Here is a 12,547-nt window from a genome sequence, read left to right as displayed (position 1 = left end):
CCGGAAAGGGCGGGCCCCTCGCCCGCCCTTTCCTCGTTTGACCATCAGCCAAACTCACCGGCCTGCCACCCAAGGCCAGACAAGACAGCCAAAACGGAGCCCGGATATGACTTCCGAACCGGAAAAGAAAAAACCGATCTGGCGCCGGTATTTCCTATGGGGAATGCCTGTGGCCGGCATTGCCGCAGCCTTTGTCGGCGGCATCGTCTTCTGGGGCGGATTCAACACCGCCATGGAAGCAACCAACACCAAAGATTTCTGCATTTCGTGCCACGAGATGCGAGATTTCGTTTATGAGGAATACACCGGCACGATCCACGACGTGAACCGTTCGGGCGTGGGCGCGGTCTGTTCGGACTGTCACGTACCCAAAGACTGGACCCACAAGATCATCCGCAAAATCAAGGCGTCCAAAGAGCTCTATGGCAAGATGGTCGGCACCATTAACACCCGCGAGAAATTCGAAGCCAAGCGCGTGCATCTGGCCATGAACGAATGGGAGCGGATGAAGTCCAGCGACTCACGCGAATGCCGCAACTGCCACGACTTCGAATCGATGATGCCCGAGTTTCAGAAACCCCGTGCCCGTCAGCAGCACCTGAACGCGATGGAGATCGGTCAGACCTGTATCGACTGTCACAAGGGGATTGCACACTCGGACGCGCGTGATCGGGCCGAGGAAGAGTATCTGGAGCAGTTGGAAGCTCCCAACCCGGCCTTCATCCGCCCAATCCCGCCTGAATATCTGGCCAGCCTTGAACGCATTGAAGCCAAAGAGGCCGCTGAAGCCGAAGCAGAAAAAGCTGCTAAAAAGGCCCAGCAAGAGGCCGTACAGGCCCAAATCGCAGCCGCTGTTGACGCGGCCGTTGCAGAAGAACGTGCCAAGGCAAACGGAGACGAAGCCGCGGCGCCCGCAGGCGGCGGTGGCGGCGATGTCCCAGGCAACGTCGACTGGAACGCCGTGGCCAGTACGGATCTGAAACTGTTCTACCCAGGCCAGGCCTCGTTTGAATGGGTCCAGAACGGCAAGTTCCATGGCGGCGCGCGTCCTCTGACCAAGGGTGGTGATCAATGCACGACCTGTCACGCCAAAGAGCTGGACACGATTGGCAACAAGATTGTCGCCGGTGGTGAACTGGAACCGACCCCGATCCCCGGTAAACGCGGTGTGATCGACGCTACTGTTCAGGCAGCTCATGACGATGAAAACCTGTACATTCGTCTGCAATGGCCGGATGCGGGTCATAGCCCTGCGCCCTTCGTGGACGGTGGCAAGATGGACCCCGACAACCAGATCAAGGTTGCCATGATGATCACTGGCACCGGTATCGAACTGGGTGAACAGGTTGGTTGCTGGGCTTCGTGCCACGCCGACAACTCCTATATGCCCTTTGATCCGGGCGCGGAGGCAATCGCCGCCAATGGTGATGTCGCGGGTCGTCTGACCGCGCAGGACACGGTGACCAAATACATCAGCGAAAGCCGCACCGAGGTTGATACCAAGGGTCGCCGCGGTAAGCCGATGGGTGGTTGGGACAAACTGCACGCCGCTGAACAGATCGAGCAGTATCTGGCCGACGGCACCTATCTTGACCTGATGCGTGTCTACGCCGATGGCAGCGCCACAAACGGCTACCTGCTGGAACAGCGCGTGGTCAATGACGGCGAGATCGCCGCATCGGCCGAGCTGTCCGGTGGTACATGGACCGTGGTCTTCAGCCGTCCTCTGAACTCTGGCGCCCCCGGTGATGTGCCGCTGGAAGCTGGTCAAACCTACACGGTCGGCTTTGCCATCCACGATGACTTTGCCGCAGCGCGGTTCCACCATGTGACGCTAAACACCAGCCTGGCGTTGGATGACGACAGCGCCAGCATTAACGTGGTAAAACAATGACAAAGGGGGCCGGGCAATCCGGCCCCTTCCCTTATGGAAAGGAGATATGGACGATGAAACTCCGCCACCTTCTTCCCGCGCTGCTGCTCTTGGCGGCGCCCGCAATGGCGGATGGGTCCGCCGAAATCTGCGCCGAGGCCGAAGAGCGCTATGTCGAACTGTTTGGTCAACCTTCCTCGGCGGTTGAGGACGCCGAAGTTGTGCTCATGTACAAATACAATTTCTGCCCCTTCGAATTGACCGTAAAAGCGGGCACCACGGTCCGTTGGGTGAATGTGGACAAACGCACAAGCCATTCGGTCCTTCTGAAAGATGGTAGTGAACCGGAAAGCGACCGGTTGTTCCCAGAGGAGACGCTCGACCTGACATTCCTCACACCGGGATCGCAAGACTATTTGTGCGGCCCTCATTGGGAAACCCAGAACATGATCGGCATGATCACCGTAGAACCCTGAGCCGAGGCAAAAATACAGGCAAGATCAAAGGAGCGCGGGCGCAAAACTCGCGCTCCTTAACTTATGTCAAGGAGGTTGGTTTACGATTGAGCCAACCTGCCCTCATGACACGCCCGGCCCACCCAGCGACGTCCCGACTGCGCGAAATAAATCCGGGTTCGAATACATTCAGAACAAGCGAGTTTGCACATGAGCGGTAAGGTTTTTCTGATTGGTGCCGGCCCCGGAGACCCCGAGTTGATGACCCTGCGCGCCCTGCGCATGCTGCAAGAGGCCGACGTGGTCGTCTATGACCGGCTGGTCTCGGCAGACATCCTCAACCTGCATGCCGACAACGCGCGCCTGATCCCGGTTGGCAAAGCCCCTAAATGCCACACGGTGCCGCAGGATCGTATCAACGAAATCCTGGTGGAAGAGGCCAACGCCGGACACACGGTTGCCCGATTAAAGGGCGGCGATCCGATGATCTTCGGTCGCGGCTCGGAAGAAGCGGCCCATCTGATGGCCAATGGCATCGCCGTCGAATACGCGCCCGGCATCACTGCAGCACAGGGCGCGTCCTGTTCCACCGGGGTACCACTGACCCATCGCGGGCTGGCAACTTCGGTACAATATGTCACCGGTCACCGGCAGGCCGACAAGGTGCTGGATCTGGACTGGAAACGCCTGGCCGATCCCGAAACGACGCTGGTGGTCTATATGGGTGTAGCCAATATCGGCCAGATCGCCATGGGGCTGATGACGGAAAACCTGCCCGGATCAACCCCCGTTCTGGCCGTGGGCAAAGCCACGACCCCTGACGAACGCCGTCTTGTGTCCCGATTGGACCAGCTGGCGGCGGATGTGCGCGACGCCAATCTGAAAGCACCGACGCTGTTTATCATCGGCAAGGTCGTATCGCTTTATGCAGAACAGCCCTTGGCGGACCTGTTGGAACAGGCTCATGGCTAGGCTAGGATCAAGATGCAGAGGGCAAGCCCCCCAACCGCGCAGGCGTGAGATGCGCTCTGGTTGGGTGGCGCGCAGCGTTCTGACAACCGCCGTACTGGTAGCTACTTCGGCCTTTGCCGCAGATGCCATCGACCCCAACGCCCTGAAACGGCTTGTTCATCAGGATTGCGGATCGTGTCACGGGCTTTCCTTGAAGGGCGGTCTTGGCCCCGATCTGCGGTCCGAAACTCTGGAACACTATGACCCTGAGGTTCTAACCGGTGTCATCCTAGACGGTATTCCCGACACCGCGATGCCCCCCTGGCGGCCTTTGATCACCGAAGAAGAGGCCGAATGGATCGCTCGTTACCTGCTGGAACAGGAGGCACAATGAAACATCTCATCCTTGGCCTTGCAGCTACTCTGATGATGACTGCGGCCTATGCCGAACCCACCGCAACCGGAGACCTTGGTCTTGTGATCGAGCGCGCCAAGGGATCGGTACTGCTGGTCGACCAATCAGACCGGGCCGCGCTGGCGCGGATCGAAGGATTAGGCGATCTGTCCCACGCCTCTTTGGTTTACTCCCCCGATGAACGTTTTGCCTTCGTGTTCGGACGCGATGGCGGCCTGACCAAAGTCGATATCGTCACCCGCCAGATCGTAAACCGCGTCGTGCAGGCAGGCAACGCCATCGGCGGTGCAATCTCGGACGATGGCAAACTGGTCGCCGTGTCGAATTATGAACCAGGCGGCGTACGTGTCTTTGATGCGGACACGCTGGAGATGGTCGCGGACATCCCCACCGACAGCAAAACCATCGGCCTTGTCGACGCACCAGGTCGTCGGTTCGTCTTTACCATGTGGGACACGGGCGAGACCTGGATTGCCGATTTTGCCAAGGGCGATCCAGCGATCACCAAGATCACCGACATGGGTAAAAATCCCTATGACGCGCTGATCACCGCCAATGGCCGCACCTATATCACCGGCCTGTTTGGCGAAGACGGTTTGACCGCGCTGGATCTCTGGGCGGAGACGCCCGAACCGATCCGCGTATTGCCTGATTACGGACGCGGACAGGAAGAAATGCCCGTCTACAAGATGCCTCACCTCGAAGGTTGGGCGCTGACCGGGCGTGAATTCGTCCTGCCCGCCGTTGGCCATCACGAAGTTCTGTGGATCGACGCTGACACCCTGACTGAGACCGGACGCACCAAGACGCACGGGCAACCGGTCTTTGCTATGGCCCGGCCCGACGGGCGTCAGGTCTGGGTGAATTTCGCCCATCCGTTGAACGATACGATTCAGGTGATCGACAGCGTCAGCAAAGAGATCATCCACGAATTCAAACCCGGCCCCGCAGTGTTGCACATGGAGTTCACGCCTCGCGGGCATGAGGTTTGGCTCAGCGTGCGCGACGCCAACAAGGTCATGGTCTACGACACGCAAACATTTGAAAAACTGCGTGAGATCGATGCCGACAGCCCTTCGGGCATTTTCTTTACCGCACGTGCGCACAGAACGGGGCTGTAACGGATGGAACACATCACTGATCCGATCGACCGCCGCCTGCTGGACGATTTCCAGCGTGACTTTCCCATCACCGACCGTCCATTTCAGATTCTGGGCAATGCGTTGGGTCTTGAAGAGGCCGAAGTGATCGACCGTCTGACCCGCATGCGCGCAAACGGTCGAATTACTCGGGTTGGCGCGACAATTTCACCAGGTGCGGTATCCGCCAGCACTCTGGCCGCCGTTTCCGCACCGGAAGACCGCCTGGAGGAGATCGCTGCCCTGATCGATTCTGAACCTGGCGTGAACCACAACTATCAGCGCGAGGATACGTGGAACCTTTGGTTCGTCGCCACTGGCCCTGACCGCGCGCATGTCAACGACACACTAGCCCGCATCAGTCACCGCACTGGGCTGCGCGTGCTGGATCTGCGATTGGTCCGCCCGTTCAATGTCGATCTGGGCTTCCGCATGTCCGGCAAGACCCGCAACGTACCCGGCCCCCGCAAAGTGGACCGCACGGCCATGCAGGACGGAGACCTTACCCTGCTGCAAGCACTCAGTTCAGGTCTGCCGCTGGTCGCAGACCCTTACGATGCGCTGGCTCGGTCGTTGGGCCGGAACACGCATGACGTGATGGAACGGATCGAGACATTGCAAGGCGCCGGTATAATCTCGCGTCTTGGTGTCATCGTGCGGCACCGCGCGCTAGGTTGGTCGGCCAATGCGATGGTGGTCTGGGACATGCCAGCCAATCAGATCGATACGGCGGGCCCTGCCCTGGCAGCGCATCCCGGCGTGACCCTGTGTTACGAACGTAATCCGGTCGAGGATGTCTGGCCCTATCGCCTTTACTCGATGATCCACGCCCGGTCACGCAGCGAAGCGCTGGACGTTTTGTCGGCCGCGGTCGCCCTGCCAGAAATGGCCGGTGCGCGCCACAAGGTACTGTTCTCGACCCGCTGCTTCAAACAGACTGGGGCACTGATCCAACCGAAAGAGGCCGCCGCATGACGCTGGATGCAACAGACCGCGCGATCCTGAACCGGATGCAAGACGATCTGCCGCTGACCAATCACCCATACGCCGTGATTGCAGATGATCTAGACATTGCAGAAAGTGACTTGTTGAACCGTCTTTCCCGTTTGAAAGACGAACGCATCATCACCCGGTTCGGCCCCTTCTTCGACGCCGCCGCAATGGGCGGCGCGTTCTGTCTGTGCGCCATGGCGGTGCCGATCGAAGAATTCGAAACCGTCCTGACCAAAGTCAATGCGCATCCCGAGGTAGCGCATAATTATGAACGCACGCACCGGCTGAACATGTGGTTCGTTCTGGCGACCGAAACACCCGAGGGGATCGCAGCCACAGCCGAGGCTATCGAACGGGAAACCGGGATCGCGGTCCTGCAATTCCCCAAACTTCAGGAATTCTTCATCGGCTTCCGGGTGGCGGCATGATCGACGCGAAAGACAGAGAGATTATCGAGGCGCTGCAAGGTGGCCTGCCGCTGGTGTCCGCGCCCTATGCGCAGGTGGCCAAAACACTGGGGTTGGACGAAGACGCGCTGTTGTACCGTCTGGCCGAGTTGAAATCCCGCGGAGTCATTCGTCGCATCGCCGCCGCTCCGAACCATTACAAACTGGGCATGACGTCGAACGGGATGACCGTCTGGGATGTAGACGATGCCCGCATCACCAAATTGGGCGCGCAAATCGGCGCGTTGCCCTTTGTCACCCATTGCTATGAGCGCCCGCGTGCCTTGCCCGACTGGCCCTACAACCTGTTCGCCATGGTTCACGGCTCGGACCGGGATGAAGTCGAAGAAAAGCGCGCCGAGATCGCAGCTATTCTGGGCGATGCCTGCCGTGCCAAAGATATCCTCTATTCCACGCGCATCCTGAAAAAGACCGGGCTGCGCCTGAAAACGAAAGGCTGAGACCATGTTCCGCCTGACCGAATACATGCACCAACTCGTCAATCCGACCCCGGTACGCAAACGCCGACCCGGACCAGTCAAACCAGTGGTGATCTGGAATCTGACGCGGCGCTGCAATTTGAAATGCCGCCATTGCTACACCGTCTCGGCGGATGTCGCGTTCCCGGGTGAGCTCAGCCACGAGCAAGCCATGGTAACCCTTGAGGATCTGGGCCAATTTCGCGTCCCGGCCCTGATCCTCTCGGGTGGGGAACCGCTGGATCGTTTTGATTTCTTCGACATTGCCAAGCGTGCTCGCGATCTGGTGCCGATGCTGGCGTTGTCCACCAACGGCACCCGGATTTACGGCGAAACTGCCGACATGATCGCCGATGTAGGATTCAATTATGTCGGCATTTCACTGGACGGGATCGGAGCAACGAATGACTGGTTCCGCGGTGTCGAGGGCGCCTTTGCAGACGCATTGCGCGGTGTACGCGAATGCAAGAAACGCGGCATCAAAGTCGGTCTGCGGTTTTGCCTGACCGAAGGTACCCAGCACCACCTGCCTGATCTGTTGAAGCTTTGCGATGACGAAGGCGTCGACAAGTTCTACCTGTCCCACCTCGTCTATGCAGGCCGTGGCGACAAGAACCGGGGCGAAGATGCTGAACACCTTCGAACCCGCAACGGTCTGGACCTGCTGCTTGAACGCGCGTGGGAGGCCGCATCAGGCGGACGCCCGCTGGACATCGTAACCGGCAACAATGATGCCGACGCCGGATATTTCCTGAACTGGGTCCGCACGCGTTTCGACGATACGAAAGCCGCCCATGTGCGCGAGCATCTGGCGGCATGGGGAGGCAACTCCAGCGGTCTGGGTGTGGCCAATATCGACAATCTGGGCCGCGTGCATCCCGATACTTATTGGTCCGACTACACGGTCGGCAATGTGAAAACCCAGCCATTCTCTGAGCTTTGGACCAGCGACGATCAGATGCTGTCCATGCTGCGCACCCGCCCGCGCCCGCTAAAGGGACGCTGCGGGGCTTGCCAATTGAAGGATGTCTGCGGTGGCAACACCCGTATCCGGGCCTTGCAATTGACCGGCGATCCCTGGGCCGAAGATCCGGCCTGCTATCTGTCAAATCAAGAAATCGGCGTTGAGGGCGCAGGCGAACGTCTGCAGGTCACGCCGTTCCGGGGGAAACGTCATGATCCTGCGCATCAGTTCTTTTGAAATCGACTTTTCTGTCCCTTCAGCCGTGGCACCCGTGAAAACTGTGGGAGTCTCCGGCGGGAGTATTTTGGAAAAGATGAAGATTGGAGCGCTTTGTTCGGTCTTGAGCATTGGAGCAGCATGGGCGGATGCACCTTCGGACTATGCTGAACACTGCGCGTCTTGCCACGGCGAAAACCGTTTGGGTGGGGTCGGCCCTGCATTGATCCCCGAAACGCTGAAACGCATGCGTGGCCCCCGTGTGGCCGCTGTGATTGCCGAAGGGCGTACGGCCACTCAGATGCCCGCTTTTTCGCATGAACTCGACGCGCTGCAGATCGAGGAACTGGCGGGATGGTTGAAATCTCCGCTGGAAACCGACCCAGAATGGGGCGAAGTCGATATCATGGCCAGCCGTACTTTGGATGAGGACTATATTCCGGTTGACGCACCTCTCTGGGACAGCGATCCGATGAATATCACGCTGGCGGTTGAGACTGGTGACCACCATGTCAGCGTTCTGGACGGTGATACGTTCGAGGTTCTGGATCGGTTCGAGACGCCTTTTGCCGTACATGGCGGACCAAAGTTCAGCCCCGATGGGCGCTATGTGTTCATCATGTCGCGTGATGGCTGGGTTCAGAAATATGACATCTGGGCCCTGAAACAGGTGGGCCGCGTGCGCGCCGGACTGAACAGCCGCAACATCGCCATGTCTGGTGATGGTAAATGGGTGGCTGTGGCGAACTATTTACCAAACAGCCTGACCTTGTTGTCAACACAAGACCTGTCGGTTGCGAAGGTCGTTGAGATCAAAAGCAAAAAGGGCGTACCCAGCCGCGTCTCAGCCGTCTATCAGGCGCCCCCGCGTGAGAGCTTCGTGCTGGCTCTGAAAGACGTACCCGAGATTTGGGAGGTCTTTTACGGCGCCAATCCGCCGCAATCCGGCATTGGGCATGACTTCCGCATCGAGGGTCAGTTCAAGAACCCGGACCCCTTCCCGGTGCGCAAGATCACCACGCCGGACTATCTGGACGATTTCTTTTTCGACCAGAGCTACGAATACGTCATGGGTGCGTCCCGCGATGGAAAAGGCGGTCAGGTAATTGATCTGGTGATTGGTCACAAGGTGGCTGATCTGGACCTGCCGGGGATGCCGCATCTGGGCTCGGGCATAACTTGGAAGCATGGCGATACAACCGTAATGGCCACGCCGCATCTGACCGACGGCACCGTTTCAGTCATCGATATGCAGACATGGGAAACCGTCAAAAGGATCAAGACCGAGGGTCCCGGGTTCTTCATGCGCAGCCATGAGAATTCGCCCTATGTTTGGGCCGATGTGTTCTTTGGACCCAACAAGGACGCCATGCATGTGATCGACAAGCAAAGCCTTGAGATCGTTAAAACTCTGCGCCCAGCGCCCGGCAAAACCGTGGCACATGTCGAGTTCACCAAGGATGGCCGCCACGCGCTGGTTTCCATCTGGGAAGATGATGGCGCAGTGATCGTTTATGACGCGCAGACGCTGGAAGAGGTTCGCCGCCTGCCGATGCGCAAACCGTCTGGAAAATACAATGTCTGGAATAAAATCACCTTCTCGGAAGGAACCAGCCACTGAGGGCAAATGGCCAGTTTGGAAACTGGCCATTCTGCTTTATCCGGCCACGGCGCTGACCGTGGCCATCAACCTGTTTCTGGCAGGCCTGATCGCTAACAGCGCCGGGTTTGGCGTGATCGAACCTGTCACAGCAATCCTGTGGTCAATCCCTCTGGGCATACCTGCGTCCTGGCTGGCCGGTCGCTGGCTGCGCGGATTGATGGATGAAGCCGACGACTAACCATCTGCTATTTCTCCAAAAACTTCCTAAAATTAAATTTGGGGCAGTTCGCGAACAAATGACTTAAGTCAAGTTTCGAATCGAGAGGACAACATACGACTCTGGAAAGATTGCCGAGTTGGATTCTCCATGCCCGCCCTCAACCCTCTGCACATTTCAGCTGTTCGCGCGTCCCGCGTCGTATGTGCATGTGCGGGCATCCTCCTTCTGCTATTGCAGCTGCTTGGCCCGGCACTGGCGAGTCCCGGGCAAAGCATGTGGGTGGAGATCTGCTCGGAGACAGGGGCGGTCTGGGTTCAGGTAGACCTTGAGAAAGAAGCCGATGACCCAACCGCGCCCTGTCCGAAATGCGCTGACTGCGCCCTGTGTGCTGTCACATCTGCGGCACCGGTGCCGGACCTCCCCATCCTGGCGCAGGACAGTTTTGTTCATATGGCAAGCTGCGATTCCCACGATCTGCCACATGACAACGGCATAAAACGGTTGTGGCCTGAAACCCGGGGTCCCCCGCGTGCAAACCAAGTAGAATCTGAACGCGCCCAGCGCGCGTCCAAGGCGTCCACCCAATTAATCGGAGGTGCGCCGTGGTCGTAAGTCGCGCAATCCATTTCCTGCTAGCCTTTACCCTGTCCTGCCTGATGGCGATCAGCGCCCATGCCGACAGCCTTGCCAGCTTCCTGCCCGAAATTGAACCCGCCGATCTGGTCCCCGGTGCCGATGCCTTTGGCCCGGTGCGCGATGACGTGCCCGTTGCCCCCATTCTGAAAGGCCGCGAGACCGTAGCCTGGGCCTTCCTGACCTCTGATTTTGTGGGAACCACCGGGTATTCCGGCAAACCCATCCACGTGGTCGCCGCCATTGATGATGATGCGGTCCTGACCGGGGTCAAACTGGTCAAGCACTCGGAGCCCATCGTTCTGATCGGCATTCCCAATTCGCGTATGGTTGAACTGACCGAGGGTTACGCTGGGCTAGATCTCAAGCGTGAGGCCGAGACCGGGGGTGAGGGGCATGACCTCGACATCATCTCGGGCGCGACCGTGACCATCATGGTGATCGACGACAGCCTTGTACGTGGCGGCATCAAAGTAGCCCGTGCGCTGGGGCTGGGCGGCTTGTCTCCGGTGCAGTCGGATGGGCCAAAACGCGAAGTCGATATGGCGAAAAATGCCATCTATGACTGGACCACTCTCTCCGGAGACGGTTCAATCCGGCGGCTGACGCTGGATATTGGTCAGGTCAATGCCGCCTTCGAGGCGACGGGAGATCAGCGCGCGATCAAGCGCCCGGAACCGGGCGAGCCGGATGATACCTTTATCGACATGCATATGGCGCTGGTTTCGGTGCCGTCGATCGGCAAGTCGCTGTTGGGAGAGGCTGAATATCAGAACTTGACCAACTGGCTGGACGAGGGCGAACACGCCATTCTTGTGCTGGGCCGCGGGGCCTACAGCTTTAAAGGCTCGGGTTATGTTCGCGGCGGTATCTTCGACCGGATTCAATTGATTCAGGGTGACAGCTCGGTCCGGTTCTTCGACCGCCAACAGCGCCGCTTGGGTGAGGTTGACGCGCCGGATGCGCCCAGCTTTAGTGAACTGGACATCTTCAAAATCCCAGCCGACGCCGAATTTGATCCGACCGAGCCGTTCCGCCTGCAACTGCTTGTGCAGCGTGCCGTCGGCGCGGTTGAGAAAACCTTCCTGACCTTCGATCTGGGCTACAAGCTGCCCGAACAGTACCTGTTGCCCGTCGCTGCCCCTGTGGTGGTTGATGACGCAACCGGAGAGGCTGCTGCCAAAGCCGCCCTGTGGCAACGTATCTGGAAAGACCGCACGGTCGAGATTGTGGTGCTGGGCGTTATGCTGCTGGTGCTGACGGCCACATTCTTCTTCCAGTTCCACGCGACGATGAATGCGCGCGTCTTCTACTGGTTCCGCATCGGTTATCTGTCCATGACGCTGTTCTTCATTGGCTGGTACGCCAATGCTCAGTTGAGCGTGGTGAATTTGATGGCGCTGGCGGGCAGCTTGCGCACCGGGTTCTCGTGGGATGCTTTCCTGTTGGACCCGCTGGTCTTTATCCAGTGGTTCGCAGTCGCCGCCGCCCTGCTGTTCTGGGGACGTGGCGCCTATTGCGGCTGGCTCTGCCCGTTCGGTGCCCTGCAGGAACTGACCAACAAGATCGCGCGGGCGCTGAAAGTGCCGCAATGGACCCTGCCCTGGGGGCTGAACGAACGACTTTGGCCCGCTAAATACATGATCTTCCTCGTGCTCTTCGGCATCAGCTTCGTCTCGATCCCGCTGGCCGAGAAATATGCCGAGATCGAGCCGTTCAAGACCGCGATCATCCTGAAATTCATGCGCGACTGGCCGTTTGTGGTCTTTGCGCTGCTCCTCCTGGGGATCGGGCTGTTCATCGAACGGTTCTACTGCCGCTACCTCTGCCCGCTGGGCGGAGCGCTGGCGATCCCTGCCCGTATTCGCATGTTCGACTGGCTGCGCCGCTATCCCGATTGCGGCAGCCCCTGTCAGACCTGCGCCAACGAATGCCCCGTTCAGGCGATCCACCCCACCGGTGAGATCAATCCGAACGAGTGCGTCACCTGCCTGCATTGTCAGGTGCTCTACCAGTCCGAGACGAAATGTCCCGTCGTTATCCGCCAGTTGAAACGGCGGGCCAAGACAGGGTCGGTCCAAATGAAGACCCCACTCGGACAGCCACCGGCGAACCATCCGAACGCCAAACCGCAATCCGTTTCCTAAAAAGGAGGAACGA

Annotated in this window: 13 protein-coding genes; all 13 read left to right on the top strand. The window is 59.0% G+C overall.

Annotation, left to right across the window (positions count from 1 at the left end):
- Window positions 1-106: 106 nt before the first annotated feature.
- The 13 genes from GOW93_RS04260 (at window position 107) to GOW93_RS04205 (ending at window position 12,534) form a co-directional block, all read left to right on the top strand.
- On the top strand, window positions 107-1,894 hold the full coding sequence (locus GOW93_RS04260; protein ID WP_170381885.1) for a NapC/NirT family cytochrome c: 1,788 nt from the start codon (window positions 107-109) through the stop codon (window positions 1,892-1,894).
- 53 nt (window positions 1,895-1,947) lie between these two features.
- The gene (locus tag GOW93_RS04255) at window positions 1,948-2,349 is read left to right on the top strand and encodes a cupredoxin domain-containing protein (RefSeq protein WP_170381884.1); all 402 of its coding nucleotides are present in this window, start codon (window positions 1,948-1,950) and stop codon (window positions 2,347-2,349) included.
- A 189-nt stretch (window positions 2,350-2,538) separates the two neighbouring features.
- Window positions 2,539-3,300, top strand: a complete 762-nt coding sequence (gene cobA, locus GOW93_RS04250; protein ID WP_170381883.1) for a uroporphyrinogen-III C-methyltransferase — start codon at window positions 2,539-2,541, stop codon at window positions 3,298-3,300.
- Between the two features lie 49 nt (window positions 3,301-3,349).
- Entirely contained in the window at window positions 3,350-3,673 is a 324-nt protein-coding gene (locus GOW93_RS04245) for a c-type cytochrome (protein ID WP_170381882.1), read from the top strand.
- The gene (locus tag GOW93_RS04240) at window positions 3,670-4,815 is read left to right on the top strand and encodes a cytochrome D1 domain-containing protein (protein WP_170381881.1); all 1,146 of its coding nucleotides are present in this window, start codon (window positions 3,670-3,672) and stop codon (window positions 4,813-4,815) included. The genes GOW93_RS04245 and GOW93_RS04240 overlap by 4 nt, the downstream gene beginning before the upstream one ends.
- Before the next feature lie 3 nt (window positions 4,816-4,818).
- Window positions 4,819-5,808, top strand: coding sequence for a siroheme decarboxylase subunit beta (gene ahbB / locus GOW93_RS04235; protein WP_170381880.1), 990 nt, complete (start codon window positions 4,819-4,821; stop codon window positions 5,806-5,808).
- Window positions 5,805-6,254, top strand: a complete 450-nt coding sequence (locus GOW93_RS04230) for an Lrp/AsnC family transcriptional regulator (RefSeq protein ID WP_170381879.1) — start codon at window positions 5,805-5,807, stop codon at window positions 6,252-6,254. The genes ahbB (GOW93_RS04235) and GOW93_RS04230 overlap by 4 nt, the downstream gene beginning before the upstream one ends.
- Window positions 6,251-6,733, top strand: coding sequence for a siroheme decarboxylase subunit beta (gene ahbB, locus GOW93_RS04225; protein WP_170381878.1), 483 nt, complete (start codon window positions 6,251-6,253; stop codon window positions 6,731-6,733). Before GOW93_RS04230 ends, ahbB (GOW93_RS04225) begins: the two co-directional genes overlap by 4 nt.
- A gap of 4 nt (window positions 6,734-6,737) precedes the next feature.
- Window positions 6,738-7,952, top strand: a complete 1,215-nt coding sequence (gene nirJ / locus GOW93_RS04220) for a heme d1 biosynthesis radical SAM protein NirJ (RefSeq protein WP_170381877.1) — start codon at window positions 6,738-6,740, stop codon at window positions 7,950-7,952.
- Between the two features lie 76 nt (window positions 7,953-8,028).
- A complete protein-coding gene (locus GOW93_RS04215) occupies window positions 8,029-9,552 on the top strand; it encodes a nitrite reductase (RefSeq protein WP_170382514.1) in 1,524 nt (507 codons plus the stop codon).
- Entirely contained in the window at window positions 9,509-9,772 is a 264-nt protein-coding gene (locus GOW93_RS04210) for a hypothetical protein (protein ID WP_170381876.1), read from the top strand. The genes GOW93_RS04215 and GOW93_RS04210 overlap by 44 nt, the downstream gene beginning before the upstream one ends.
- 129 nt (window positions 9,773-9,901) lie before the next feature.
- Complete coding sequence (locus GOW93_RS20995; RefSeq protein WP_438826205.1) at window positions 9,902-10,366, top strand: DUF2946 family protein; 465 nt, start codon at window positions 9,902-9,904, stop codon at window positions 10,364-10,366.
- Between the two features lie 44 nt (window positions 10,367-10,410).
- On the top strand, window positions 10,411-12,534 hold the full coding sequence (locus GOW93_RS04205; RefSeq protein WP_174819017.1) for a NosR/NirI family protein: 2,124 nt from the start codon (window positions 10,411-10,413) through the stop codon (window positions 12,532-12,534).
- The last annotated feature ends 13 nt before the right edge of the window (window positions 12,535-12,547 follow it).

The organism is Ruegeria atlantica, assembly GCF_013032455.1.
GTDB lineage: Bacteria > Pseudomonadota > Alphaproteobacteria > Rhodobacterales > Rhodobacteraceae > Ruegeria > Ruegeria atlantica_B.
This window is presented reverse-complemented; position numbering and strand designations above follow the sequence as displayed.